The sequence below is a fragment of the Rhodanobacter sp. Root480 genome (assembly GCF_001426645.1).
Lineage (GTDB): Bacteria > Pseudomonadota > Gammaproteobacteria > Xanthomonadales > Rhodanobacteraceae > Rhodanobacter > Rhodanobacter ginsenosidimutans.
In genome coordinates, this window is the sequence record NZ_LMEX01000001.1 from 1,208,145 (window position 1) to 1,234,628 (window position 26,484).

Here is a 26,484-nt window from a genome sequence, read left to right on the forward strand (position 1 = left end):
TTGGCAAATTTGCCGGGACGGCCAACCGTCGCCGTGGTCATCATCCCAGCCGCAGGATTCAGCCAGGAGCTTCCCATGAAAGACACCTTTTCCGCACGCGACACACTCGAAGTCAACGGCAAGCAATACGCCTTTGCCAGCCTCGCCAAGCTGGGCCAGCGCTTCGACCTGAAGCGGCTGCCGTATTCGATGAAGATCCTGCTGGAAAACCTGCTGCGCCACGAGGATGGCGTGGACGTGACCAGCAAGGAAATCGAAGCGGTCGCCACCTGGGACGCGAAGAAGGAGCCGGACACCGAAATCTCCTTCATGCCCGCCCGCGTGCTGCTGCAGGACTTCACCGGCGTGCCGTGCGTGGTCGACCTGGCGGCGATGCGCGACGCGATGAAGGCGCTGGGCGGTGACCCGACCCTGATCAACCCGCTGTCGCCGGCCGAACTGGTCATCGACCACTCTGTGCAGGTCGACGTGTTCGGCAGCGAAGACGCGCTGGAAAAGAACGTCGCCATCGAATTCGAGCGCAACCAGGCCCGCTACAGCTTCCTGCGCTGGGGCCAGAAAGCCCTCACCGATTTCAAGGTGGTGCCGCCGCGTACCGGCATCGTGCACCAGGTGAACCTGGAGCACCTGGCCCGCGTGGTGATGGCCAATGAGGTCGACGGCCAACAGTGGGCCTACCCGGACACCGTGTTCGGCACCGACTCGCACACCACCATGGTCAACGGCCTGGGCGTGCTGGGCTGGGGCGTGGGCGGCATCGAGGCCGAGGCGGCCATGCTGGGCCAGCCGTCGTCCATGCTGATTCCGCAGGTGGTCGGCTTCAAGCTGTCGGGCAAGCTGCCCGAGGGCGCCACCGCCACCGACCTGGTGCTGACCGTGACGCAGATGCTGCGCAAGCAGGGCGTGGTCGGCAAGTTCGTGGAATTCTTCGGCCCGGGCCTGCAGCATCTGGCGCTGGCCGATCGCGCCACCATCGGCAACATGGCACCGGAATATGGCGCCACCTGCGGCATCTTCCCGGTCGACGCCGAATCGCTGCGCTACCTGCGCCTGTCCGGCCGCAGCGACGAGCAGGTCGCGCTGGTCGAGGCGTACGCCAAGGCCCAGGGCCTGTGGCATGACGAGAACAGCCCGCACGCCGAATTCACCACCACGCTGGAGCTGGACCTGGCCGACGTCAAGCCGTCGATGGCCGGCCCGAAGCGCCCGCAGGATCGCGTGCTGCTGACCGACGTCAAGCAGAACTACAACGACAGCCTGGGTGCCACCACGGTCAATCGCGCGCCGAAGAACGGTGCGGCGGAGGCCTTTGCCAGCGAGGGCGGCGCCACCGCCATCGGCAACCCGAACAACACGATCGCCGACGGCCGTGTGCGGGTCGAGATGAATGGCGACAGCTTCAAGGTCGGCGACGGCTCGGTGGTGATCGCCGCGATCACTTCGTGCACCAACACCTCCAACCCCGCCGTGATGCTGGCCGCCGGCCTGGTCGCCAAAAAAGCCGCCGCGCGTGGCCTGAAGGCCAAGCCGTGGGTGAAGACGTCGCTGGCACCGGGCTCCAAGGTCGTCACCGATTATCTGGAAAAGACCGGCCTGCTGACCGAGCTGGAAAAAACCGGCTTCTACCTGGTCGGCTACGGCTGCACCACCTGCATTGGCAACTCCGGCCCGCTGCCGCAGGAAATCAGCCAGGCGATCAGCACCGGTGACCTCACCGTGGGCGCCGTGATTTCCGGCAACCGCAACTTCGAAGGCCGCGTGCACGCCGAAGTGAAGATGAACTACCTGGCCTCGCCGCCGCTGGTGGTCGCCTACGCGCTGGCCGGCTCGCTTGACATCAACCTCACCACCGAACCGCTGGGCCAGGGTTCCGATGGCAAGGACGTGTTCCTCAAGGACGTGTGGCCGAGCAACCAGGAAATCAGCGACCTGCTGGCCAGCGCGGTCACCTCGGACATGTTCAAGAAGAACTATGCCGACGTGTTCAAGGGCGACGAGCGCTGGAACGCCATCGCCTCGCCGGACGGCGCGCTGTACGCGTGGGACGAAGCGTCCACCTACATCAAGAACCCGCCGTACTTCGACGGCATGACGATGGAACTGAACAAGGTCGAGGACATCCACGGCGCACGTTGCCTGGGCCTGTTCGGCGACTCGATCACCACCGACCACATCTCGCCGGCCGGTTCGATCAAGAAGGATTCACCCGCCGGTCGCTTCCTGATCGAGCGTGGCGTGCAGCCGATCGACTTCAACTCCTACGGCTCGCGCCGCGGCAACGACGACGTGATGGTGCGCGGCACCTTCGCCAACATCCGCATCAAGAACCAGATGCTGGACGGCGTCGAAGGCGGCTTCACCCGCCACATCCCCAGCGGCGAGCAAATGGCAATCTATGACGCCGCGATGAAGTACAAGGCATCGGGCACGCCGCTGGTGGTCATTGCGGGCAAGGAATACGGCACCGGCTCCTCGCGCGACTGGGCGGCCAAGGGCACATTGCTGCTGGGCGTGAAGGCCGTGATCACCGAGAGCTTCGAGCGCATCCATCGCTCGAACCTGGTCGGCATGGGCGTGCTGCCGCTGCAGTTCAAGGACGGCGAGAACGCCAAGACGCTGGGCCTGACCGGCAACGAAACGTTCGACATCAGCGGTCTGGATGACGGCCGTTCGAAGGAAGCCACCGTCACCGCCACCGCACCGGATGGCAGCACCAGGCAGTTCACCGTGCACGTGATGCTGTTGACCCCGAAGGAGCGCGACTTCTTCCGTCACGGCGGCATCCTGCAATACGTGCTGCGCCAGCTGGCAGGCAAGAAAGCCGCCTGAGTTTCAGTGCCACCTGGAAAAAAAGGAGCGCCCCGAAAGGGGCGCTTTTTTTGAACCTGGCCATGCCTGGCGAATCCCGCGAACGGCCCTACATCACGCGTTTCCACGTCGCGGTGTAGCAACGCCAATCGCCATCCTCGTTGCGCCACGCCGATTCGACTTGATACACGCCCATCTGGTCAGGCAGCAGCTTGCCACCGCTGGTCAATGTGACCGTGAACGTGGCCACCATCCGCTCACCGCGGTGCTCGATCGACACCGGCCCCATCGTGACGCCGACATGGTCGCCGCGCAGCGCCAGCAAACGAACCATGCCGGTCAACTTGCGCCGGTCCAGCCTGCCTGCGTTGCCGTCGAAATCCTCGCTGAGCGGCTCGGCCAGATCCCCGGCCGAACCGGCCTCGGCTGCCTGCGCCATGGCGACGATCGCCTCGCGTACCCGCGTTTCATCCGGCGTGCGGCGACAGCCCGGCAGCACCAGCGCAAGCAGGACAAGCGCACCTGCGATGAGGATCGTTTTCTTCGGTCGGATCATGGCGGGACTCGTTGCGGTGCGGCTTGCCGCTATACGCGGGCGCATGTTCCAATGAATTGGAATGCGTGGTTGATGACGGATAGTGCCACCGTTGTGAATCCATGCGGTCCATGGTCATCGACAAACAGGGAACCCGAGCATGAGCAATGAGCGTCCGTGGCTGGCGAATTATCCGGCGGGCGTCCCCGCGCAGATCGATACGGGCCGCTACGCATCGGTGGTGGCCGTGGTGGAGGAAGCGTTCGCGCAGTTCCGTCAGCGGCCGGCGTTCTCCAGTTTCGGCAAGCAGCTCAGCTACGGCCAGGTCGATGAGTTGAGCCGCCAGTTCGCCGGCTACCTCACCGGCGTCCTGAAGCTCGCCAAGGGTGATCGCGTCGCGATCATGATGCCCAACGTGCTGCAGTATCCAATCGTGCTGTTCGGTGCGCTGCGTGCGGGGTTGGTGGTGGTCAATACCAACCCGATGTACACCGCGCGAGAACTGAAACACCAGTTGGAAGACTCCGGCGCCAAGGCCATCGTGGTGCTGGACAACTTTGCGGCCACGCTGCAGCAGTCGCTGGCCGGCACGCAGATCGAGCACATTGTGACCACCGGCATCGGCGACATGCTCGGTTTCCCCAAGGGTGCGCTGATCAATTTCGTGCTCAAGCACGTCAAGAAGATGGTGCCGTCGTTCCGGTTGCCGCAGGCGGTGCGGTTCCGCGATGCACTGGCACGTGGCGCCACCCATCCGTTGCCCGCGGTGACACTCACGCGGGACGACCTGGCCTTCCTGCAATACACCGGAGGCACCACTGGCGTGGCCAAGGGTGCCATGCTGACCCACGGCAACATGGTGGCGAACATGTTGCAGGCCAGCGCGTGGATCGGCACCGAGCTGGTCACGCCGGGTGAGGAAGTCATCATCACCGCGCTGCCGCTGTACCACATCTTTTCGCTGACGGCGAACGGACTGGTGTTCATGAGCCTGGGCGGGTTGAACTGGCTGATCACCAACCCGCGCGACATGCCCGGCTTCGTCAAGGAGCTGAAAAAATCCCGGCCCACTGCGATCACCGGCGTCAACACGCTGTTCAACGGCCTGCTCAACACGCCCGGTTTTGCCGAACTGGATTTCTCGCGCCTGCACCTGACGCTCGGCGGCGGCATGGCGGTGCAGCGGTCGGTGGCGGAGCGCTGGAAAAAAACCACCGGCTGCACCCTGGCCGAAGCCTACGGCCTCACGGAGACCTCGCCGGCGGTGTGCATCAACCCGCTGGACCTGGCCGCCTACAACGGCTCGATCGGCCTGCCGATCCCCTCCACCGACGTGGCGATATGGTCGGAAGACGGCCAGCCCCTGCCCATCGGCGAGATCGGCGAATTGATGGTGCGTGGCCCGCAGGTGATGAAGGGTTACTGGAACCGCCCCAACGAAACCGCCAATGTGCTGGATGCCGAAGGCTGGTTGCACACCGGCGACATCGCACGGATGGACGAGAGCGGCTACGTCTATATCGTCGACCGCAAGAAGGACATGATCCTGGTGTCCGGCTTCAACGTGTATCCGAACGAGGTCGAGGACGCCGTGATGCAGCATCCCGGCGTGGCCGAGGTGGCGGCTGTTGGCCTGCCCGACGAGCATTCCGGCGAGGTGGTGAAACTGTTCGTGGTGCGCAAGGACCCGAACCTGACCATCGAGGCACTGAAGGCCTTCTGCCGCGAAAACCTCACCGGCTACAAGCGGCCCAAGCTGATCGAATTCCGCGATGCGTTGCCCAAGAGCAATGTGGGCAAGATCCTTCGCCGCGAGCTGCGCGACGAGCACAAGCCAACGCCGGCAAGCGCCAGCTGATCGGGTTCAGCGCCTGCGGACACGCAGGCGCGACCTCGTGGGTCGAGCGGACCTACTTCCAGTTCTCCAGGATGTCGGCATAGCCGCCCAGCAGATTCCATAGCGGTACCTGCTTGTCTTCGGGAATGTGGGTATAGGAAAAACCGATGTGGTGCTCGGATATACGCGCCACCTCCGCCTGCAGATGGATGTGCAGGTTGTGCCCGAAAATCATGTCGAGCACCCAACTCTGCCCCGGTTCGCCGACCCAGCCCAGCGGTCGGCGCAACAACGCCCCCGTCGCGGAGATATCAACCAGTTCGGTGGGGTGGGATTTGTCGCCGCGACACATCAACACGGTGGTCTCGATCTGCATTCGAGCCGGTCGCAATTGTTCGTATGGCGCGCCGGCGTCGTCTCGTTCGTTTTCGTCGATCATCAAAGATTCCTTCCACCCACGATGGCGTCTGGCACCACAAAGCATGTTCATTCGTTGCCACCCCGCATCCTTGACCAGGCAGCGCCAATGACATCCGGGGCTGCCGATATGCACCCCGCAACGGCAGCAGACAACCGTTTGCAGTGGGGCTCATGCGTGGTCAAGCAATCAACATGCCACGCCACGAAGCCACTGCGCCAGTGGTAGCGGTTGCAACGGACGGATCGCCTGATGATCCATTCCCGCTGGCGTACCCGTCCTGTCGGCAAGTGTGCACCCATTCCCGACCGTGATGCGCCCTGTCCCGTCGATGGATGCGGGGTTACCCGGAGCGTCACAGCGACCAATTGGGTCACATCACGCCCGGCTGCCGACATCCGGTCCTGGGCGGATCGCCCTGCCGCCGGAACGCGCCGGCATGAACGAAACCCCGCACGTGTATCCGATATAAGGCTGGACTTGTCCTGTGGCAGCCGTTACGCTTCGACCACGCGTGGTTCCCCGGCAACAGGCTTGCAGCGCATTGCGCTGGCGGGACAGTCAACCGGTGCTCGGGCAGACCGATAACGACCACCGACAAGCAACCAGCGAAACCGGGGCTCCACCATCTCTGGCTGACGTCATTGCCGCTGTGACGGCGGATTGCGACGCACCGCGGAGACGGTCAACCCACATGACCGAACCGCCATCGAGTGGCTTCGTCATGTCGGCAACGGCGCCAGGCAATCTTGCCGTTCGCCATTGACAGCTGAACCAGATGTAGCCGGGAATGACGCATTGAGGCGCGCTCCAAGTACGGACATTGCCGCGGGGCATCCCGGTAAATGGACGGGTTCCAATCACGTTGAACGCACTGCCAGCCGCTGAAGGCGGCCTTTACGACATGCATTGATGAGCACTGAGCCGGTCGAGCCCCAGAGCCTGGTAACCGCACCGCAGGATGCGTTCGCGTCGGTGCCGCAGCAGCAGGAAATGCCGCTGGCGATCGTGCGCGGCGAACCGATGCTGCAGATGCCGCAGGATCTGTACATCCCGCCGGACGCGCTCGAGGTGATCCTGGAGTCGTTCGAGGGGCCGCTGGACCTGCTGCTGTACCTGATCCGCCGGCAGAACCTGGACATCCTGGACATCCCGGTGGCCGAGATCACCCGGCAGTACATGAGCTACATCGAGCTGATGCGCGATGTGATGCGACTGGAACTGGCGGCGGAATACCTGCTGATGGCCGCGATCCTGGCCGAGATCAAGTCGCGGCTGCTGCTGCCGCGACCGCCGCTGGAAGAAGGGCTGGAAGAGGATCCGCGCGCCGAACTGGTGCGGCGCCTGCAGGAGTACGAACGGTTCAAGCGGGCCGCGGAAGACATCGAGGCGTTGCCGCGGGTCGAGCGCGACACCGTGGTGGTACATGCCGAAACGGGCGAGCGCAACGTGATCAGGTTGCCGCCGCCGCTGGAGCTGACCGAACTGCTGCTGGCCCTGAAAGACGTGATGCACCGGGCCGAACTGTTCGGGCACCACGCGATCAAGCGCGAGGCGCTCAGCGTAAGGCAGCGCATGGGCGAGTTGCTGAGCCGGCTGGACGACAACAGCTTTCATCGCTTCGAAAGCCTGTTCGACCCCGCCGAGGGGCGTCTGGGCATCGTGGTGACCTTCCTGTCGATGCTGGAGCTGGCCAAGGAAATGCTGGTGGAAATCGTGCAGGAGGCGCCGCTGGCACCGATCTACGTCAAGGCAAAGATCAGCCACGGCGAAGACCTCGCCGACCTGGCGGACGATTCCGGCCAGGCGGATACACCGGCACGCAACGACGCGTTCGGCGAATGAACGACATTTATTGAATCGGCATCCGACCCAAGGTTATGCAGATCGAGCAAATCAAACCCATCATCGAGGCCGCGCTGCTGGCCTCCAGCCAGCCGATGACCACCCATCAGCTCGGCGACCTGTTCAATGAAACCGATGAAGTCGGTCACGAACAGATCGCCCGCGCGCTGGAAGCACTGGCCGGCGATTGCGAAGGCCGTGGCGTCGAGTTGAAGGAGGTCGCCTCCGGCTTCCGCTACCAGGTGCGCCAGGACGTGCATCCATGGATCTCGCGGATGTGGACCGAGCGGCCCAGCCGCTACTCCCGCGCGATGCTGGAGACACTGGCCCTGATCGCTTACCGCCAGCCGATCACCCGCCCCGAGATCGAGCAGATCCGTGGCGTGGTGGTTTCCTCCAACATCATCAAGACGATGGAGGAGCGCGAGTGGATCCGCGTGGTCGGTTACCGCGACGTGCCTGGCAAGCCGGCGCTGTTCGGCACCACCCGCGCGTTCCTGGACTACTTCAACCTGAAATCGCTGGACCAGTTGCCGCCGCTGTCGGAAATCCGCGACATGGAAGACCCGCAGCTGCGCTTCGAACCCGAACCCCTGCCCGCCCGCGTCGAACGCGACCTGCCCATCGATCCGGACGACGCCGTGCCGGACGAAGCGGAAGCGGAAGACGACGCAAGCACCACCGACATCCAGGCAGCCGCCGACGACGCGGATGCCGATCACCACGAAACCGACAACGCGACCAGTGCTGACATGCCGGCCGCTTCACCCGAGTCCGACGAGACCGGCTCCGACACGAGCCCCGCCGTCGCCAACCCGATTGCCACTGCCGATGAGGCAGCGAACCCCGCCGCGGACGTCGAACCCGACGCCGCAAGCCAAGATTCCGAGGAGTACCGCGCATGACTGCGCCGCAAAAATCCGTCCTGTCCCTGAAGCGCGAACCGCGCGACGAAGCCGCCGCCCAACTGGAAGAGCGCCTGCACAAGGTGCTGGCCAACGCGGGCCTGGGCTCGCGCCGCACGCTCGAAGTGCGCATCCAGTCCGGCGAAGTCGAGCTCAACGGCACGCGTGCCGAAATCGGCACCAGCGTGCATGCCGGCGATCGCGTCACGCTCGACGGCAAGCAGTTCGTGGTGGCTACCGACAGCCGCGACGACACCGAAGTGCTGATCTACCACAAGCCCGAAGGCGTGCTGACCACGCGCGACGACCCCGAAGGCCGCCCCACCGTGTTCGAACAGCTGCCGCGCCTGAAGGGTGCGCGCTGGGTCGCCGTGGGCCGCCTGGACATCAACACCACCGGCCTGCTGCTGCTGACCACCGATGGCGAACTGGCCAACGCCCTGATGCACCCCAAGAGCGGCCTCGAGCGCGAATACCTGTGCCGCGTGCATGGCGAAGTGCCCGACGAGATCATCGAGCGGTTGAAGGCCGGCGTGGAGCTGGACGATGGCCCCGCCCGTTTCGACGAAATCGCCGTGATCAGCCGTGGCGGCAGCCACAGCTGGTTCCGCGTGGTGATCCGCGAGGGTCGCAACCGCGAAGTGCGCCGCCTGTGGGATTCGCAGGGCTTCCTGGTCAGCCGCCTCAAGCGCATCCGCTACGGCCAGATCGAACTGCCGCGCAACCTGCGCCGCGGCGACTGCGAGCCACTCGATGCCGAAGCGGTAAAAAAATTGCGCCAGACCACTGGCCTGGGCGCGCCGCAACCGGTGCTGACCCTGAGCCCGGTGCTGCACCAGCGCCGCGCCAACCGCAGCGTCACCGAATACCGCCCCGAGCGCGGCGCCGGCACCGCCTGGACCGGCGGCCAGGACGAAGCCCGCGAGATACGCGCGTTTGACCGCATCCGCGAAGAGCCCACCCGTGGCCGCAAGCCGCCGCGGCGCGACGGCAAGGAAGTCAACGGTAACGTGGCCCGCCCCGAGCGTGCCGGCGGCGCACGCAGCGGTGGCGCCGGCCGCGGCCGGCGCGTGGCGCCGGGCCAGGAACTGCCCTCGGTACGCACCTGGTTCGCCGGTGAAAGCCGCGACGGCGCGAACCGCGCTGGCGGCGCACCGCGCGGCAACACCGCCGGTGGTGCTGGCAATCGTCGCCCCGCGGGCGGCAAGCCGTTCGGCGCACGCGCCGGTGGCGAGAACCGCAGCGGCGGCAACCCGTATAGCGGCTTCGGCGGCGAATCGCGCGGCACCGGCGGTGGCAACGGCAATCGCGCCCCGGGCGCACGGCCGCAGGGTCAGGGCAATCGCGCGCACGGCAATCAGGCTGGCGGCGGTCGTCCGCAAGGCCAGGGTGGCAACCGTCCCCAAGGCGCCGGCCGACCGCAGGGTCAGGGTGGCAACCGTTCGCAGGGAGCCGGTCGTCCGCATGGACACGGCGGCGCCGCCGGTGGACGCCCGCCGGGTGGCCGTGGCGGCAATCGCTCGGGCAACCGCTGAGCCGGTCGCAAACTGATCGGAGCCACTAACGATGGTGCGTATCTACCACAACAACCGCTGCACCAAATCCCGCGCCACACTGGCCTTGCTGGAAGCGCGTGGCGACGACATCGAGGTCATCAACTACCTCGACAACCCGCCCACCGCGGCCGAGCTGGCCGTGTTGCTGAAGCAGTTGGGGATGACCGCCCGTGCGCTGTTGCGCACGGGTGAAGCGGAATACCAGACGCTGGGGCTGGCGGACGAATCACTCGACGAACCTGCCCTGATCGCGGCGATGGTGGCGCACCCGAAACTGATCGAGCGCCCGATCGTCGTCGCCAACGGCAAGGCCGCCATCGGCCGCCCGCCGGAGACGGTGCTCGCGATACTCTGAGCGCGCTCCTGTAGGAGCGACTTCAGTCGCGACCCGGGGTAACGGCAAGGCCAGGTCGCGGCTGAAGCCGCTCCTACAGGGGGTTATCCCCGTGCGGGGAACCCGGTATCAGTCGAGGTCCAGCGAAAACGCATCCGCATCCATCCATGCGGGAAAGCGCTCGCGATGCGCCAGCAGCACCGCCGGGTCCAGCGTCACGGTGGCCACCTGTTCCTGCGCACCGAGCTCGATCAACGCCTCACCTACCGGATCAACCGCCACGCTGTCGCCGGCATACGGCAACTCGTTGCCGTCCACGCCGACGCGGTTCACGCCGATCACGTAGCTGAGGTTTTCGATCGCCCTGGCGCGCAGCAGCGTGCGCCACGGATGGCGTCGCGGTGCGGGCCAGTTCGCGACGAACAGCGCCAGGTCGTAATCCATGCCGCCCTCCGCAACGGCCAGCCGGCGATTGCGCAGCCACACCGGAAAACGCAGGTCGTAGCAAACCTGCGGCAGGATGCGCCAGCCTTTCAGCGTCACGATCAGACGCGCATTGCCGCCGCCGTAGCGGGTGTGTTCGCCAGCCATGCGGAACAGGTGGCGTTTGTCGTATTGCTGGAAACTGCCGTCGGGCTGCATCCACAGCAAACGGTTGTAAACCACGCCATCTTCCAGGATCGCCAGGCTGCCGCAGATCACCGCGCCTACCTCGGCCGCCAGCGCACGCAGCCAGGCCAGGCCTTCGCCCTGCATGGTTTCCGCGCTGGCGCGGGTGTCGTTGCTGAAGCCGGACAGGAAGGTTTCCGGCAGCACGATGAGGTCGCTGCCTTTGGCCTGGCGCACCAGCGCGCCGTAGTAGTCGCGATTGGCCGGTGCGTCGTGCCAGCGGGTGGCGCCCTGCACCAGCGAGACCTTCAACGGCTGCATGCTCACAGCCGGCACAGGCGTTCGGCGCCCGCCTCCATGGTGGCGTCGCTCTTGGCGAAACACAGCCGCAACAATCGCGTGCCGGGCGCGGTCTCGTAAAACGGCGTCAACGGAATCCCTGCCACGCCGCCCTGCTCCACCAGCCAGCGGCTGAAGGCCACATCGTCTTCATCGCGGATCGCCGAATAGTCGACCAGCTGGAAATAACCGCCCGGCACATCCAGCAGCTTGAAGCGCGACGGTGCCAGCAAGGCGCGGAACCGATCGCGCTTGGCCTGATAGAACGCCGGCAACTCCAGGTAATGCTCGGGGCTGCTGGCCATGAACTCGGCAAATGCCACCTGCGCCGGATGGAACGTGCAGAACGTGAGGTACTGATGCACCTTGCGGAACTCGGCCGACAACGCCGGCGGCGCGATCGCGTAACCGACCTTCCAGCCCGTGCAGTGGTAGGTCTTGCCGAACGAGGAGATCACAAAGCTGCGCTCGGCCAGCTCCGGATGGCGCAGCACGCTTTGGTGCTGCGCGCCGTCGTACACGATGTGCTCGTAGACCTCGTCGGACAACACCACGATGGACGTGTCGCGCACGATCGCCGCCAGCTCGTCCAGGTCGCCCGCCGACAGCACGGCGCCCGATGGGTTGTGCGGGCTGTTGACCAGGATCATGCGGGTTTTCGGCGTAATCGCGTCGCGCACGCGCTGCCAGTCGATCGAGAACGCCGGTACAGTCAGCGGGATGTGCACCGCGCGGGCGCCCTGCAAGTCGATCGCCGGCTCGTAGCTGTCGTAGGCCGGGTCAAACACGATCACCTCGTCGCCCGCGCGAACCACCGCCGCCATCGCCGCGAACAGGGCTTCGGTGGCGCCGGAGGTCACCGTGATCTCGCGGTCGACGTCGACCTTGCGGCCATACAACCGCTCGGTCTTCAGCGCGATCTGCTCGCGCAGGCCGGCGGTGCCGTGCATCGGCGCGTACTGGTTGCGGCCTTCATCCATGGCGCGCGCAAGCGCATCGCGCAGCGGCTGCGGTGGTTCGAAATCCGGAAAGCCCTGCCCCAGGTTCACCGCCTTGTGTTCCAGCGCCAGCTGGCTCATCACGGTAAAGATGGTGGTGCCGACTTTCGGAAGCTTGGTTTCGATCATGATGATTTGGCCGTCTGGATGCCTGAATCGGGAATGGGACATTATATCGACGCTGCCCTGCGCATTGGCGTGATCAGCGGCAGGCAGGCAGATCATCCAGCGGACGCTTCTTGCATTGCTCGTGCCTCAGCGAGGTGGTGGCCGGCAGTCGCTCGGCCAGGAAATCCACCAGTGCGCGCACGCCGGGCAGCATGCCGCGCCGGCTGGGATAGACAAAGTGCATGGTGCCGCCGGGAACGCTCCAGTCCGGCAGCACCACTTCCAGCTCGCCGCTGGCGATGGCCGGCGCGCAGACGGACTCCGGCAACAGCGCAACCCCCATGCCGCGGCGGGCGGCTTCCAGCAGCACGGCGAAATCGCCGGTGATCAGCCGCGCCTGCACTTCAACGACAGACTGCTTGCCGTCGGCATCGATCAGCTCCCACACCTGCGCGCCCTCGTGCTCGCGCATCGACAGCGCCGGCAAGCGGGCCAGCTCATCGGGTTGCGATGGGCGCCCCTGCGCGTCGAGCAGCGTGGGGCTGGCCACCAGTTTGGTCTGCGCCTGGCCGAAACTGCGCATGACCAGGTTGGCGTCGGTATCCAGCTTGGTGCGTACACGGATGGCCAGGTCGTAGCCCTCGCCGATCACATCGACGCGGCGATCGCTGGACAACAGCCGTACCTGCATTTTCGGATACAGCGCCAGGAAATCCGGCAGCAGATACGCCAGCACCGTCTGCGTCAGCGATATCGGACAGCTCAGCCGCACCACGCCGCGCGGCTCCGCGCGCAACTCGTCCACGGCATCCTGCGCGGCCTGCGCTTCTTCCAGCACGGCGCGGCAATGCGCGTAGAAGCGCTCGCCCACCTCGGTGACCATGAAGCGTCGCGTGGTTCGCTGCAGCAGGCGCACGCCCAGCCGCTCCTCGAGCTGGGCCACGCGCTTGCTGAGGCGGGATTTCGGCACGCCCAGCGCCCGCCCGGCAGCGGAAAAGCCGCCGTGTTCGACCACGGCCGCAAAGAAGTACAGGTCGTTGAGATCCTGCAGCGCACCCGTCAATACTGTCATGACTGTTTCCTTTTCAGAACGATAAGTCCGATAACTGCGGACTTATCGCCACATTGTTTCGAATATATCCTGATTTCGTCGCCGGTCTTCCGGCCCAAACAGGAAACCAGCCATGAAAATCGTCCATATCGATTCCAGCGCCCTCGGCAGCTACTCGGTGTCGCGCCAGCTCACCGCCGACATCGTAGCGGAGCTGAAGCAGGGCACGCCCGACGCCACCGTCAACTATCGCGACCTCGCGGCGCAACCGCTGACGCACTGGTCGCCGGTCGCCGACGCCAATGACCCCGCTGCCGTGGCGGGGAACGCGATGCTGGAAGAGTTTCTCGCCGCCGACGTGGTGGTGATTGGTGCGCCGATGTACAACTTCGGCATCCCCAGCCAGCTCAAGGCATGGCTCGACCGCGTGCTGGTCGCCGGCAAGACCTTCCGCTACACCGCGAACGGCCCCGAGGGCCTGGCCGGTGGCAAGCGGGTGATCGTCGCCTCCAGCCGCGGCGGCTTCTACGGCGAGGGGACCGGACGCACCGCCGTGGATTTCCAGGAACCCTACCTGCGGGCGGTATTCGGCTTCATCGGCATCGGCGAGATCGAAATCGTGCGGGCCGAAGGCGTGGCGGTGGGCGACGAACAGAAATCGGCAGCGTTGAAATCGGCGCAGGACGCGATCCACATGCTGGTGGCCGAAGCCGCCTGACGCGCCACAAGACGCCAGCGGCAGCGGTCCGTGCGTCGATAACAACCACCGGTAGCGTCACGTCGCTCCCCACGGCGGCCGCATACCGGAACCGCCAAGCAAAGGCCAGCCTCACAAGCTGGCCTTTTGCGTGGCTGAAAGGCCATCCCCAGCGCTCCGGCCACCCCTGCCATCAGTCATATCCCGATTTCAGGCTCCGCCCATTGACGGCTCAAAACATGGTGTTATAGTTCACTACAACACCGGTCAACGAGTTCACTGAGGAGCACGCCATGAAATCGCAAAACCTCATCGCCAGCATCGCCGCCGCCCTGTTCACCTTCGCCACGCTGGGCGCGGTCACCTACAACGTCGATGTCCCGCCGGCACCTGCCGCTGCGACCCATCGGACCGTCACCGACCTGCCCATGATCGTGGTCCACCCCACCGCCGCCGAGCGGCGCGAGGCCGCGCTGATCAACAGCGGCGACTTCATCGGCGCCGCCGCCGGCCATGGCGGCGGGCCGCACCTGAGCCTGGTCAGCTCGCAATTGGCCATGCCCTACTATTCGTTCGCCAATCAATTCGGCGGCATCAGCAAGGAATAAGCATGACCATCACCTGGAACGACAACGCGCCGATCTACCGCCAGCTGCAGCAACGCGTGGTGGCGATGATCCTGGACGGCGCCTTGAACGAGGGCGACCCGTTGCCGTCGGTACGCCAGGTGGCAGCGGATTACCAGATCAACCCGCTGACCGTCTCCAAGGCCTATCAGGAACTGGTCGATCAACAATTGGTGGAAAAACGGAGGGGCTTGGGCATGTTCGTCATCGAAGGCGCTCGCGAGGCGCTGCTGAAATCCGAGCGCGAGCGGTTTCTTCGCGAGGAGTGGCCCGTACTGTTCGCCCGGCTGCAGCGGCTGGGGCTGGATCTGAAGACTTTGCTGCGCGAAGCGAGCACCCACACGGAGCAACAATCATGAGTGCGGTCATCACGGCCAGCAGGCTGGGCAAGCGGTACAAATCCTCGGTGGCGCTGGATGACGTCAGCTTCCAGATCGAGCCCGGCCGTATCGTCGGCCTGATCGGCCCCAACGGTGCCGGCAAGACCACGGCGTTGAAGGCCATCCTCGGCCTCACCGATTTCACCGGCGAGTTGAACGTGCTGGGCTACGACCCGCGCAAGCAGCGCGACAAGTTGATGGGTGACGTGTGCTTCATCGCCGACGTGGCCGTGTTGCCACGCTGGATCAAGGTCAGCCAGGCGGTGGATTTCGTCGCCAACGTGCACCCGCGTTTCAACCGCAAGAAGTGCGAGGCCTTCCTGGCGCGCACCAAGCTGCAACCGAATCAGCGCGTGCGGCAGATGTCCAAGGGCATGATCGTGCAGTTGCACCTGGCGCTGGTGATGGCGATCGACGCACGCCTGCTGATCCTGGACGAACCCACCCTCGGCCTGGACATCCTCTATCGCAAGCAGTTCTACCAGAACCTGCTGGAGGACTATTTCGACGAGAACAAGACGATCATCGTGACGACCCATCAGGTGGAGGAAGTCGAGCACATCCTCACCGACCTGATGTTCATCCGCGACGGCAGGATCGTGCTGGACGCCGACATGGATGCGGTCGGCGAACGCTTCATCGAGGTGATGGTCAACGCCGACCAGGCCGACGCCGCCCGGGCCCTGAAACCCATCGACGAGCGCCAGGTTTTCGGCAAGAGCATTTTTCTGTTCGACGGCGCGAGCCGCGCGACGCTGGAGCCGCTGGGCGAAACCCGCCGCCCCTCCGTCAGCGACTTGTTCGTGGCCACCATGAAGGGAACCTACGCATGAACAACCAGACGTTGAAAGACCTGTACTGGCTGGTGAAACGCGAATTCTGGGAGCACCGTGGCGGGTTCTTCTGGGCACCGGTCATCACCGGCGGCATCTTTCTGCTGCTCAACATCATGGGCATCATCACCGCCGAAGTCCTGGGCGCCCGCAACGGCATCAACTTCGGCGCCAGCGGCGGCCTGCAACACGTCATCGCCGACATGGATGCCGGCGACCTGAGCCAGGTCGGCTTCGCACTGGACATCGCGATGTATTCGGCCATGGGCCTGCTGGTGGTGGTGCTGGGTTTCGTGGTGTTTTTCTACTGCCTCGGCGCGCTGTACGACGACCGCCGTGACCGCAGCATCCTGTTCTGGAAATCACTGCCGGTGTCGGACACCAGCACCGTGCTATCCAAGGTCATCAGCGCCACCGTGCTGGCACCGGTCATCGCCGTGGTCGTGGGCATCATCGTGGGCATGCTGCAGCTGCTGATACTTGCCGTCACCCTGTCCTTCCACGGCGTCAACGTGTGGCAGTTGCTGCTGCTGGCCCATCCATTCCGGGTGATGTTCAACCTGATCGGCTACATCCCGCTGTATGCGCTGTGGGCGGCACCGGCCGTCGGCTGGCTGCTGATCTGCTCCGCCTGGTCGCGCAGCAAGCCCTTCCTGTGGGCGGTGGCACTGCCGGTGGGCGTGGGTCTGCTGGTGACCTGGTTCGGCATCATGGGGCTTTTCAACCTGCCCACCGCCTGGTTCTGGAAAAACATCGTGCAGCGCGCCCTGCTGAGCGTGTTCCCCGGCACCGGCAGCATGTTCGGCGACAGCATGATCCATATCTCGGGCAACACGGGAACGGACGTCCTGGACTTGGCGCAGACCTGGCACCTGGCCGCCTCACCCAGCCTGTGGATCGGCGTGGTTGCCGGCGTGGCCCTGCTGGCCGGCGCCATCTGGTTCCGCCGCTGGCGCGACGACGCCTGAGCTCGGTGACGGACGGGTCGCCCGGCCCGTCCGTCACACAAACATTCGCCCGGTCCATTCTCGGACATTGGCCAACACCACGACTTGCCCTGCCCGAATTCGCTTTGCGATTTCGCCGGCCCACTGCGCCCCAAGGATCACCATGAAATCGCTCCATGCCACCCTGTTCGCGCTCTTCACACTCGTCGCCATCCCGCTTGCGTCGGCTGCGAATAGTGTCGCCGCAGCCACGCCGCCGACACGCACCGTATTGCTGGTTGGCGACAGCCTGAGTTCCGCGCATCGCATCCCCGCCGAGGCGGGCTGGGTCAATCTGCTGCAGCAACGCGTCAGCGCCGCCAGCACCACGGCGCCGAAGATCATCAACGCCAGCCGCGGCGGCAAGACACTGACCGATGCCCTGAAGGAACTCCCCGGGTTGATCGCCGCCCACCACCCGCGGCTGGTCATCCTGGAGCTTGGTGCCAACGACGCCATCCTCGGTGCAAGCCGGCAGCAACTGGAAACCGACATGACACGCCTGATCGACATGGCGCAGGCGTCGGGGGCAAAGGTTGCCGTGCTGGGCTTCCGGATTCCGCCCAAGCTGGACAAGGACCATTGCGCGGACATGCTGGCCGGCGTCTATCAGCGGATACAGCACGACAAGCAGATCGTGCTGCTGCCCTCGTTGATGGCCGGCATTTCCGACCAGCCCGCCCTGCTGCTGGACGACGGCGTGCATCCCGGCGTCGACGCGCAGAAACTGCTGCTCGACAACACATGGGCCACGCTGCGCCCGTTGCTGCTCAACTGATCCCGTGATCGACTTCGACCAAGGAGCACATCCATGAAACCGTTCTCTTACCGCGCCCTCGCACTGGTTCTGCTGCTGCCGCTGGCCGCATGCAGTCAGGCCCCTGATTCCCAGCCCGCGTCGACCGGGCAAACAACACCAGCGAGCAAGAACGGTGAAACTGCGCCGCGCTCGTTGCTCGCCAGAGGGATCGACAAGGCCATGCAGGAAGCCAAGAAGGATCTGGTCACCAAGAACATCGAACTGGACCATGTCCACTTCGGCAACGACAACAGCAACGACGACAACGACAAGCGACCAAAAGCCGAGATCACCCCGCAGGGCGATCTGCTGATCGCCGGCAAGAAGGTCGACGCCACACCGGCACAGCGCGCCTTGCTGCTGGACTACCGCCAGCAGATCGTGGGCATCGCCTCCGCCGGCATGGACATCGGTACGCAGGGCGCGGACCTGGGCATGCAGGCCGCCAAGACCGCGATGATGGGCGCCTTCAGCGGCAAGAGCGACAAGCAGATCGAGGCCGCCATCAAGCCGCAGACCGACAAGATCGAGGCCGCCGCCCGCCAGCTTTGCCAGCAGCGCATGCCGGCCCTGCTGGCCAGCCAGCAGAAACTGGCCGCCGCCATGCCGCAGTTCCAGCCTTACGCCACGATGGAACAGAAGGACATCGACGACTGCGCCAAGGACATGACCGACGAGGATGGCAAGCACGGCTTTGCCGTGTTCTCCGACTGACGAGCAACACGACACCCTCATCGGAATCCATGATTTCGGAACAAGGTGATCCAGCCTGCGCAAGCACACTACGACGTAGCCAACTTGGTGGCGCGGCTGGCCCGACAATTCATTCAAAGGCGGATGGCTGCTCCGCCGGTCACCCCATGTGCTGGAGGTGGCAACCGGAGGTAACGTCAATGTCGCGTCGTGGATTGTTTCTATCGATTCTTGCCGTACCGGGCCTTGCCATGGCCCAGCAGACACTTCCCTTCCACCTTCACGACAACCTGGTCAGCGTCCAGGCGACGATCAACGGGAAGACTGTCAGTGCGGTCCTGGACAGCGGTTCCGGGGCCATGATCGTCAGTAAATCGCTCGCCACCGAGCTCGGGCTGCAACTGGGGCATTCACCGCTGCAGGCGTCCGGTGGGGGCACAGGTAACCAAAGCCTTTTTCCCGTGAAGCTGAAGAGCGTCGAATTCGGTTCGCTGGCCCTGCACGACGTACCGGGCTACGCCATCGACCTCGGCTCAATATCGTCTTCATCGGGCCTCGAGGTCGACGCCCTTCTGGGATACCCGTTTTTCGAAAATCACGTCGTTCGCGTGAATTACGCTGAGTCAACCGTATCCATCTACCCCGAAAACGATCCCCCGGGCTGCCCCAACCCGATTTCCTTCGAGCTCATACACAACGTCCCTGTTGTGACCGCGACGGTCAAGAGCCAGGCGACGTCAGCACCAGAGACTGTGCATCTCGTCATCGATCTGGGAAGCCGGAATCACAACTACCTTGGAACCGCTTTCCTGCAATCCGACGCCGGCAAGGCGCTTTACACCAATGGCCACAAGCAAGCGGTCGGCGAAGGCACGGGCGGACGCGCCATGGGTGTGGTTTCTGAATTCGCAGAGCTGAGTGTCGGCACACAGCACTTTCACAACGTCAAATTTGCCCTGACCGAACAAGTAAAAGCCTTCAACCTGGAACAGGTGGATGGGTCCCTGGGAGTCCCTTTGTGGGCGGGTGGGATAATCACGTTCAATTATCCCAAACAGCAGATCTGCATCCAGGCACCGCGCAAGTCATCGTGAGCATTCGCTCAGGGAGCCACCCATGAAAACAACCATCCACCTGCTTCTTGCCGCCACGATGGCGGCCTCACTCACTGCCTGCCACGCGCCCCAGACCGCCATCGCCACGGGAAACGGCGCTATCTTGCTGTACGGGGACACGATTACCCTGCGCGTCATCGATACGCCGAAAGCCACGATCAGTGCCGATGGTGCGTTCGCGATCGACGGCAAGACGGTGACGGTCACGCCTGCCGAACGCAGCCTGCTGGTCAACTACAACCGCAACGTGCGGAACGTGCACGAAACCGGCCTTGCCATGGGCAAGACCGGTTTCAAGATGACGACCAAGGCAATCGAGAACAAACTCTCAGCCACACCGGATCTGGCGGACAAGGCCGCCGAGGCCAGCAACCTGAAGACATTGAGCTTGGGCATCTGCAAAGCAGAGGTCGCGATCAAGGTCGCGCAGGACCAGCTTGCCGCACAAATGGCGGCCTTCAAGCCCTACGCCGCCATCATCAGCACTTCCGATGTGAAGAGCTGCGACAACGGCACCAAGGATTGATGCACCCGCCTTGGCCACACGCTGGATGGCTCATCCCTCGTGGATACCACCACGGGTCAGCGTCATCGGATCGAGCAATTTCTTCAACTCGTCCTTCGACAAACCGGTGGTTTCCAGCGCCACGTCCATGATCGGGCGATGCTGCTTGTACGCCTGCTTGGCGGTGGCGGCGCCCTTTTCATAACCGATCACCGGATTCAGCGCGGTGACCAGGATCGGGTTCATCGCCAGCGCCTGGTTCACCCGCGCCTTGTTGACCTTGAAGCCGGCGATGGATTTGTCCGCCAGCAGCACGCTGACATTGGCCAGGATGCCGATCGACTGCAGCAGGTTGTGCGCGATCAGCGGCAGCATCACGTTGAGCTGGAAGTTGCCGGACTGGCCGGCGATGGTGATGGACGCATCGTTGCCGATCACCTGTGCGGCGACCATCGCCACCGCCTCGGGAATCACCGGGTTGACCTTGCCCGGCATGATCGACGAACCGGGCTGCAGCGCCGGCAGCTCGATCTCGCCCAGCCCCGCCAGCGGGCCGGAATTCATCCAGCGCAGGTCGTTGGCGATCTTCATCAAGCCCACCGCCAGCGTCTTCAACTGGCCGGACAGTTCCACCGCGGCATCCTGCGCCGCCATGCCCTCGAAATAGTTCTCCGCCGACTCGAACTTCACCCCGGTCAGCTTCTTCAACTGCTGCGCGATCGCCGGGCCGAATTTTGGATCGGCATTGATACCGGTGCCCACCGCCGTGCCGCCCTGCGGCAACCGGCGCATGCGCTTCAACGCATCCTCGATGCGCTCGATCGCACTGGCGATCTGCGCCGACCAGCCCGACAGCTCCTGGCCGAAGGTGATCGGCATCGCGTCCATCAGGTGGGTACGGCCGGTCTTGGGCGTGTTCTTCAATTCGCGGGCGCGCTTGTCGATCACCTTCTTCAGATGCTTCAGCGCGGGCAGCAACTGCTCGCTGGTGGTGAGCGCAGCGCTGACGTGGATCGTGGTGGGGATCACGTCGTTCGAGCTCTGCCCGTAATTGACGTGGTCGTTCGGATGCACCTTGGCACCGGCCGCCACCGCCAGATGCGCGATCACCTCGTTCGCATTCATGTTGGTGCTGGTGCCCGAGCCGGTCTGGAAGATGTCGATCGGGAACTGTGCGTCGTACTGCCCGTCCGCCACCGCCAGCGCCGCCTTGCGGATCGCCGCGGCCTGCCCCTTTTTCAGATGACCCAGCGACAGGTTCACGTCGGCCGCGGCGGCCTTGATCAGGCCCAGCGCGCGGATGAACTGGCGGGGCAGATGCAGGCCGGAAATCGGGAAATTGTCGATCGCGCGCTGGGTCTGCGCGCCGTACAGCGCGTCGGCGGGCACCTGCAGTTCGCCCATGCTGTCGTGCTCGATGCGGAAGTTGCTCATTGGGGAGATCCTTTTATTTCTCGGTCGCAACCATTCATGCCGAACGGGGCGCTGAAAGCGCCGCGCCCGGGGGAAACGGGACAAAACACTATAGGCCGCCAAACACCAAGCCGCCGTCAATGTAAAATGGCGGTTTTCCTCCCGCCGGAACCCGCCGATGTCCACTCACACCCTGACCGCCCTGTCCCCGCTGGACGGCCGCTACGCCGGCAAGGTCGAAGCACTGCGCCCGATCTTCAGTGAGTTCGGCCTGATGCACCGGCGCGTACACGTGGAGATCGAATGGCTGCTGGCGCTGGCCGCCGAACCGAAGATCGTCGAACTGCCGCCGTTCAATGCTGCCCAGATCGCCACCCTGAAAGCCATCGCGGACGATTTCAGCGTGGCCGACGGCGAGCGCATCAAGGCGATCGAAGCCACCACGAACCATGACGTGAAGGCGGTCGAGTATTTCATCAAGGAAAAGATCGGCGCCGACGCCAGCCTGGCCCAGGCCAAGGAGTTCGTGCACTTCGCCTGCACCAGCGAAGACATCAACAACCTCTCCTACGCGCTGATGCTGCGCGACGCGCGCGCCCAGGTCTTGCTGCCGCAACTGGACGCCGTCACCGCGCAGTTGCGCGAACTGGCCCACGCAAACGCCGCGCTGCCGCTGCTCTCGCGCACCCACGGCCAGACCGCCTCGCCCAGCACGCTGGGCAAGGAAATCGCCAACGTGGTGGCGCGCATCGAACGTCAGCGCCGGCAATTGGCCGCGGTGGATGTCTCGGGCAAGATCAACGGCGCCGTGGGCAACTACAACGCCCACGCCATCACCTACCCCGACCTGGATTGGCAGTGCTTCTCGCAGACTTTCGTGGAAAGCCTGGAGCTGGACTACAACGCCTACACCACCCAGATCGAGCCACACGACAACGTCGCCGAATACTGCGATGCCGTGCGCCGCGCCAACACCATCCTGATCGACCTGGCCCGCGACATCTGGGGTTACATCTCGCTGGGTTATTTCAAGCAGACGCTGAAGGCCGGCGAAGTCGGCTCGTCGACCATGCCGCACAAGGTCAATCCGATCGACTTCGAAAACGCCGAAGGCAACTTCGGCCTCGCCAACGCCCTGCTCGGCCATTTCGCGGAGAAGCTGCCGATCAGCCGCTGGCAGCGCGATCTCACCGACTCCACCGTGCTGCGCGCACTGGGCACCGCCTTCGGCCATACGCTGGTGGCACTGGAATCGTTGAGGAAAGGCCTGGGCAAACTCAACGTCAACGCCGACCGCATCGCCGCCGACCTCGACGCCAGTTGGGAAGTGCTGGCCGAAGCGGTGCAGACCGTGATGCGCCGCTATGGCCTGCCGCAACCGTACGAACAGCTGAAAGCGCTGACTCGCGGGCATGGCATTACGAAGGATTCGATGCGTGAGTTCATTGGCGGGCTGGAATTGCCGGCGGATGCGAAGCAGCGTCTGCTCGATCTGACGCCGGGAAGTTATATCGGCTTGGCCCATACACTGGCAAAGAGCATTTGACAGCGCAGCTGGGGTTGCGGGGCAATAGACGCCAAAGAGGTGTTTCAATGGCCCCGCCACCGCGCTGTGAAACGATGAGGCGCGAGCTCCTGCAAACATGGCAGGATCAGGCTGCGGGGTTAGCGTTTTGAAATCTACTTTGCGTTAGCTGCCATATCGATGACTCGCATATTCATTGAAGACGATTACGATAGCTTCGCCGACTTCCATGACAAGGGTTGGTTGATCGAGCAATTCGATCTAGCGAAAGGCTCACACATCGAGAAGCAAGTATCATCTTTTGGCTATGCTTGGTGGGGGCATGCCAGAGCGTTCATCCTCCCTTGGCTTTTCATTGGTTCAATTCACGACCTGATCCAACAGAACCCTCTTTCCAAAAATTCGACCAAACAAGCGATATGGGATGAATATTTGAAGATCAACGGGTTTAAGGCGGCACTTTGGAAGGTTGCGGAGAGTTCTTATTGCGGCCTCTACTACGCATATGAACTTCTGCTTGTTGGTGTCGTGAACGCTCTTCTTGAAGAGCCAGCAAGTGTTGCTCATCGGGGCTTCAACGTTGCCGTCACTTCTCATTTCGGGCAGAAACTTAGCACCCGGCTCTGGAACGACCCACATATATCGACAGCACGAGAAATCAGGAACTGCTTAGTTCATAACGGTGGCGCGGCAAGCGGGAAGCTTCTGAAGATGCAAAACTTGCCCATGATCGATCAAGGTCAAATAATGATTTCCGCGAGCGACGCGCGCGCCCTCTATTCCATGCTGAGAGTCCGGGTTCAACTTATGATCAAGTATGAAACGTCGGTGCCGGGCGGCTAACAGTTCATTCAAGGCGGACGGCTTCGCCGCCGCTTAACTCAAGCGTTGGTCCTTATGAAGAATGCTCCACCCGGATACGAGTGTCCTTTCTGCGGCATTGCTGAGACGCTTCCATCGCCTGCTCCAGAATCAGCCGTTGTCTTGGTGGATGCCAACGTGTTCGCCTTGGTACCTACTCACCACTACGCTGGAATAAAAGGCAACTGCTTAGTGGTACCTCGGAGCCACTATGAGAACGTGTTGGACATCCCGGACAACCTCGGCAGCGACTTCTTTCGTGCCACGCGGCACCTAGCGCGCGCTATGCGGAATACCTTCGGGTGTGAAGGAATCTCCACCCGCCAACACAACGGGCCAGCCGGCAATCAAGATGTGTGGCACTACCATCTTCATGTGTTTCCTCGCTACTCAAATGACGGGCTGTATGGGGGACAGAAAATGCCCTACACGACCGAGGAGCGAATTGAGTTGGCAGCAAGTCTCCGAGCTGCTTTGCAGTAGGTGTACTTTGCTTGCTAGTAGAGCTACCTAGATGCACCATGCAGGCCGAACCAGTCATCCAAGCGGACTCCAGCGTTAGACCACAAGGCAGTTTCCACCATATGCAGCAATCAATCGCTCACATCGCGCTCGTGGTCCGTGACTACGACGAGGCGCTCGATTTCTACGTTGGCAAGCTTGGCTTTCGCGTCGTCGAAGACACGTTCCAACCGGAGCAGAACAAACGCTGGGTAGTTGTCTCGCCGCCGGGCTCATCTGGCGCGTCGTTGCTTCTGGCACGAGCATCCGCACCGGGCCAAGAGGCGTTTATCGGCAATCAAGCTGGTGGTCGCGTCTTTCTCTTTCTGCAAACTGATGATTTCCGCCGCGACTACGACCGGATGGTTTCTGCAGGCGTCACGTTCGTGCGGCCTCCTAGCGAGGCACCCTACGGCACCGTCGCAGTGTTCGAGGACCTTTATGGCAACCGCTTGGATCTGTTGCAATACAACGCCAGCACACCATATGCGTCGGCAGCGGTCTAATATCTCATCCGAGGTGGGCGACGACGTCGCCATTCAATTCCAGCGCTAGGCTTTTATGAAGAATGCTCCGCCCGGATACGAGTGCCCGTTCTGCGGTATTGCTCAGACACTTCCATCGCCTGCTTCAGAATCAGCCGTGGTCTTGGTGGATGCCAACGTATTCGCTTTAGTTCCAACTCACCACTACGCTGGAATAAAAGGCAATTGTTTGGTGGTACCTCGGAGCCACTGTGAGAACGTGCTGGACATTCCGGACAACCTTGGTAGCGACTTCTTTCGTGCCACGCGTCGCTTAGCGCACGCTATGCGGAATGCCTTCGGGTGCGAAGGAATCTCCACTCGCCAACACAACGGGCCAGCCGGCAATCAAGATGTGTGGCACTACCATCTTCATGTATTTCCTCGCTACTCAAATGACGGGCTGTATGCGGGGAAGAAAGTACCCTACACCACCGAGGAGCGAATTGAGTTGGCAACCAGCCTCCATGCTGCTTTGCGGTAGCGTGCACTTTGCTTGCGGGTCGGGCTGGCTGGACGCACCATGCGGGCTCAACAATTCGTTCTAGGCAGACTGATACGCCGCCGCTTAACTCAAGCGTTAGGCCTTTGCTTGGTTGCTCTCTCGCAATGTGCTTCAGCCGGGCTCTCGCCTGCGCTGAGCTCTCCCCCAATTGGCCGCCGCCTGCGCAGCGCTGCAGCAAGCCATCAGTTGCCATGCCTCTGGCCCAGAGCGGACTTCAGATCAATAGCATCGCGACTGAAGTCGCTCCCACAACAAACTACGCTGCTCGCCCCACGACTCAGCCGGACTTCGGGAAATACACCACTCCCGGCAGGTTCTCGAAGTGCGCGTCGCAGGTCAGCAGATCGGCACCTTGTTCCTGCGCCGTCGCGTAGACGATGGCATCGGCGGTAGCCAGCTTGTACTGGCGATGAAGCTCCGCCGCCAGCAAGGCGATGCGCGTGTCCAGCGGCACCACCACGCACTTCTGCGTAAAGGCAATGACCTGATCGGCGCGCTCCTCACCCATTTCGCGCACCAGCCACTTGGAAAGTTCCAGCTGCACCATGGTCGGCACGACGCATTCTTCCTTGTCCGGAAACATCTTGCCGAGCTTCCTGCCAAGTGCGCCGCCGACCAGCCACTCGATCCAGGCCGACGTATCCACCACGCGCATCAATAGCGATCCTTGCGATCGCGATAGCCATCTGTATTGGCGCCCTTGGCGATGCCCGCCAGCTGCTTCAACTCCGGCACCGGCATCACCAAGACTCCCTTGCCCTTGGGAATAAACACAAACTCCTGCCCCGCCTCCCACTGCTGTTCCTCGCGGACCGCTTTGGGAATGGAGATCTGGAATTTGCTGGAGAGCGTGGCGGTGGCGTTCATGTTTTTACTCGAATCTATCGATCTCGATATGGTAAGAATATAGCTCACGAGACGGCCCTGGCAAGTTGCCAAAAAGTCGGTTGACGGCGCTTCACCTTTGGAAGAGAACAACAGGCCCTTGGCCCTGTACGCCGAGCTTGCTGACGTCGACTTCCGGGAATTCCTCTGATGCCTTTCTCCGTGATTGCGGGATTGTCGCGACAGCGCGCGCCGGTGTCGCAGCGCCGGGTCGGCTTTCAGTCTCTGCCGGCAACGGTACAATCAGCGTGTAGACCGCCCTGCCCGCGGGATGCCAGCTAGCGGGGTTTGCC

At 63.4% G+C, this 26,484-nt stretch carries 28 protein-coding genes; 20 read left to right on the forward strand and 8 right to left on the reverse strand.

The window, feature by feature from the left end:
• Nucleotides 1-75 precede the first annotated feature (75 nt).
• Nucleotides 76-2,829: an aconitate hydratase AcnA gene (gene acnA / locus ASD22_RS05705; RefSeq protein WP_056080039.1), complete on the forward strand. Its 2,754-nt coding sequence runs from the start codon at nt 76-78 to the stop codon at nt 2,827-2,829.
• Nucleotides 2,830-2,917: 88 nt separating this feature from the next.
• Here acnA and ASD22_RS05710 read toward each other — a convergent pair whose 3' ends face one another.
• A complete protein-coding gene (locus ASD22_RS05710) occupies nt 2,918-3,364 on the reverse strand; it encodes a hypothetical protein (RefSeq protein WP_056080042.1) in 447 nt (148 codons plus the stop codon).
• Between the two features lie 139 nt (nt 3,365-3,503).
• Here ASD22_RS05710 and ASD22_RS05715 point away from each other — a divergent pair, with 139 nt between their 5' ends.
• On the forward strand, nt 3,504-5,201 hold the full coding sequence (locus ASD22_RS05715) for an AMP-binding protein (RefSeq protein ID WP_056080045.1): 1,698 nt from the start codon (nt 3,504-3,506) through the stop codon (nt 5,199-5,201).
• A gap of 52 nt (nt 5,202-5,253) precedes the next feature.
• On the opposite strand, the gene ASD22_RS05720 is transcribed toward ASD22_RS05715, so the two are convergent.
• Nucleotides 5,254-5,619 carry a PilZ domain-containing protein gene (locus tag ASD22_RS05720; RefSeq protein WP_200946322.1) on the reverse strand — a complete coding sequence of 122 codons (366 nt, stop codon included), beginning with the start codon at nt 5,617-5,619 and terminating at the stop codon, nt 5,254-5,256.
• Nucleotides 5,620-6,510: 891 nt separating this feature from the next.
• On the opposite strand from ASD22_RS05720, the gene ASD22_RS05725 reads away from it, so the two are divergent.
• From ASD22_RS05725 to arsC, 4 genes are read left to right on the forward strand one after another with little or no spacing between them, the layout of a single operon-like run.
• Entirely contained in the window at nt 6,511-7,443 is a 933-nt protein-coding gene (locus tag ASD22_RS05725; protein WP_056080049.1) for a ScpA family protein, read from the forward strand.
• A 35-nt stretch (nt 7,444-7,478) separates the two neighbouring features.
• Entirely contained in the window at nt 7,479-8,348 is an 870-nt protein-coding gene (gene scpB, locus ASD22_RS05730; RefSeq protein WP_056080052.1) for an SMC-Scp complex subunit ScpB, read from the forward strand.
• Nucleotides 8,345-9,883: a pseudouridine synthase gene (locus tag ASD22_RS05735; RefSeq protein ID WP_056080055.1), complete on the forward strand. Its 1,539-nt coding sequence runs from the start codon at nt 8,345-8,347 to the stop codon at nt 9,881-9,883. The genes scpB and ASD22_RS05735 overlap by 4 nt, the downstream gene beginning before the upstream one ends.
• A gap of 31 nt (nt 9,884-9,914) precedes the next feature.
• The gene (gene arsC, locus ASD22_RS05740) at nt 9,915-10,259 is read left to right on the forward strand and encodes an arsenate reductase (glutaredoxin) (RefSeq protein WP_056080058.1); all 345 of its coding nucleotides are present in this window, start codon (nt 9,915-9,917) and stop codon (nt 10,257-10,259) included.
• A 108-nt stretch (nt 10,260-10,367) separates the two neighbouring features.
• Here the strand turns inward: arsC and ASD22_RS05745 are convergent, their stop codons facing one another.
• The 3 genes from ASD22_RS05745 to ASD22_RS05755 all read right to left on the reverse strand — a co-directional run bounded on the left by ASD22_RS05745 (nt 10,368) and on the right by ASD22_RS05755 (nt 13,364).
• The gene (locus tag ASD22_RS05745) at nt 10,368-11,168 is read right to left on the reverse strand and encodes an amidohydrolase (protein WP_056080061.1); all 801 of its coding nucleotides are present in this window, start codon (nt 11,166-11,168) and stop codon (nt 10,368-10,370) included.
• A 2-nt stretch (nt 11,169-11,170) separates the two neighbouring features.
• Nucleotides 11,171-12,313 (reverse strand): pyridoxal phosphate-dependent aminotransferase, encoded by a 1,143-nt coding sequence (locus ASD22_RS05750; protein WP_056080064.1) that lies wholly within the window; start codon nt 12,311-12,313, stop codon nt 11,171-11,173.
• A gap of 73 nt (nt 12,314-12,386) precedes the next feature.
• Entirely contained in the window at nt 12,387-13,364 is a 978-nt protein-coding gene (locus tag ASD22_RS05755; protein WP_056080067.1) for a LysR substrate-binding domain-containing protein, read from the reverse strand.
• Nucleotides 13,365-13,476: 112 nt separating this feature from the next.
• Here ASD22_RS05755 and ASD22_RS05760 point away from each other — a divergent pair, with 112 nt between their 5' ends.
• From ASD22_RS05760 to ASD22_RS05800, 9 genes are all read left to right on the forward strand, one after another.
• Entirely contained in the window at nt 13,477-14,061 is a 585-nt protein-coding gene (locus tag ASD22_RS05760; protein ID WP_056080070.1) for an FMN-dependent NADH-azoreductase, read from the forward strand.
• Nucleotides 14,062-14,333: 272 nt separating this feature from the next.
• Nucleotides 14,334-14,648 carry a hypothetical protein gene (locus ASD22_RS05765; protein WP_056080073.1) on the forward strand — a complete coding sequence of 105 codons (315 nt, stop codon included), beginning with the start codon at nt 14,334-14,336 and terminating at the stop codon, nt 14,646-14,648.
• A gap of 2 nt (nt 14,649-14,650) precedes the next feature.
• Nucleotides 14,651-15,025: a GntR family transcriptional regulator gene (locus ASD22_RS05770; protein ID WP_056080076.1), complete on the forward strand. Its 375-nt coding sequence runs from the start codon at nt 14,651-14,653 to the stop codon at nt 15,023-15,025.
• Entirely contained in the window at nt 15,022-15,879 is an 858-nt protein-coding gene (locus ASD22_RS05775) for an ABC transporter ATP-binding protein (protein WP_056080079.1), read from the forward strand. Before ASD22_RS05770 ends, ASD22_RS05775 begins: the two co-directional genes overlap by 4 nt.
• On the forward strand, nt 15,876-16,847 hold the full coding sequence (locus tag ASD22_RS05780) for an ABC-2 transporter permease (RefSeq protein ID WP_235577530.1): 972 nt from the start codon (nt 15,876-15,878) through the stop codon (nt 16,845-16,847). Before ASD22_RS05775 ends, ASD22_RS05780 begins: the two co-directional genes overlap by 4 nt.
• 142 nt (nt 16,848-16,989) lie before the next feature.
• Nucleotides 16,990-17,643 carry a GDSL-type esterase/lipase family protein gene (locus ASD22_RS05785; RefSeq protein WP_056080082.1) on the forward strand — a complete coding sequence of 218 codons (654 nt, stop codon included), beginning with the start codon at nt 16,990-16,992 and terminating at the stop codon, nt 17,641-17,643.
• Between the two features lie 33 nt (nt 17,644-17,676).
• On the forward strand, nt 17,677-18,378 hold the full coding sequence (locus ASD22_RS05790; protein WP_056080085.1) for a hypothetical protein: 702 nt from the start codon (nt 17,677-17,679) through the stop codon (nt 18,376-18,378).
• 179 nt (nt 18,379-18,557) lie between these two features.
• Nucleotides 18,558-19,451 carry a retropepsin-like aspartic protease gene (locus ASD22_RS05795; protein WP_162245062.1) on the forward strand — a complete coding sequence of 298 codons (894 nt, stop codon included), beginning with the start codon at nt 18,558-18,560 and terminating at the stop codon, nt 19,449-19,451.
• 22 nt (nt 19,452-19,473) lie between these two features.
• Complete coding sequence (locus tag ASD22_RS05800; protein ID WP_056080093.1) at nt 19,474-19,998, forward strand: hypothetical protein; 525 nt, start codon at nt 19,474-19,476, stop codon at nt 19,996-19,998.
• Nucleotides 19,999-20,028: 30 nt separating this feature from the next.
• On the opposite strand, the gene ASD22_RS05805 is transcribed toward ASD22_RS05800, so the two are convergent.
• On the reverse strand, nt 20,029-21,411 hold the full coding sequence (locus ASD22_RS05805; protein WP_056080095.1) for a class II fumarate hydratase: 1,383 nt from the start codon (nt 21,409-21,411) through the stop codon (nt 20,029-20,031).
• 157 nt (nt 21,412-21,568) lie between these two features.
• Here ASD22_RS05805 and purB point away from each other — a divergent pair, with 157 nt between their 5' ends.
• The 5 genes from purB to ASD22_RS16350 all read left to right on the forward strand — a co-directional run bounded on the left by purB (nt 21,569) and on the right by ASD22_RS16350 (nt 25,285).
• Entirely contained in the window at nt 21,569-22,936 is a 1,368-nt protein-coding gene (purB, locus tag ASD22_RS05810) for an adenylosuccinate lyase (RefSeq protein ID WP_056080098.1), read from the forward strand.
• A 159-nt stretch (nt 22,937-23,095) separates the two neighbouring features.
• On the forward strand, nt 23,096-23,758 hold the full coding sequence (locus ASD22_RS05815) for a hypothetical protein (RefSeq protein WP_056080100.1): 663 nt from the start codon (nt 23,096-23,098) through the stop codon (nt 23,756-23,758).
• Nucleotides 23,759-23,812: 54 nt separating this feature from the next.
• The gene (locus tag ASD22_RS16345) at nt 23,813-24,259 is read left to right on the forward strand and encodes an HIT family protein (protein WP_082520133.1); all 447 of its coding nucleotides are present in this window, start codon (nt 23,813-23,815) and stop codon (nt 24,257-24,259) included.
• Between the two features lie 101 nt (nt 24,260-24,360).
• A complete protein-coding gene (locus tag ASD22_RS05820) occupies nt 24,361-24,783 on the forward strand; it encodes a VOC family protein (protein ID WP_056080104.1) in 423 nt (140 codons plus the stop codon).
• 55 nt (nt 24,784-24,838) lie between these two features.
• On the forward strand, nt 24,839-25,285 hold the full coding sequence (locus tag ASD22_RS16350; RefSeq protein WP_082520134.1) for an HIT family protein: 447 nt from the start codon (nt 24,839-24,841) through the stop codon (nt 25,283-25,285).
• A gap of 298 nt (nt 25,286-25,583) precedes the next feature.
• On the opposite strand, the gene ASD22_RS05825 is transcribed toward ASD22_RS16350, so the two are convergent.
• Together ASD22_RS05825 and ASD22_RS05830 are read right to left on the reverse strand one after the other, a co-directional pair.
• Complete coding sequence (locus ASD22_RS05825) at nt 25,584-25,961, reverse strand: type II toxin-antitoxin system VapC family toxin (RefSeq protein WP_056080107.1); 378 nt, start codon at nt 25,959-25,961, stop codon at nt 25,584-25,586.
• Entirely contained in the window at nt 25,961-26,173 is a 213-nt protein-coding gene (locus ASD22_RS05830) for an AbrB/MazE/SpoVT family DNA-binding domain-containing protein (protein WP_056080110.1), read from the reverse strand. The genes ASD22_RS05825 and ASD22_RS05830 overlap by 1 nt, the downstream gene beginning before the upstream one ends.
• Nucleotides 26,174-26,484: the final 311 nt, after the last annotated feature.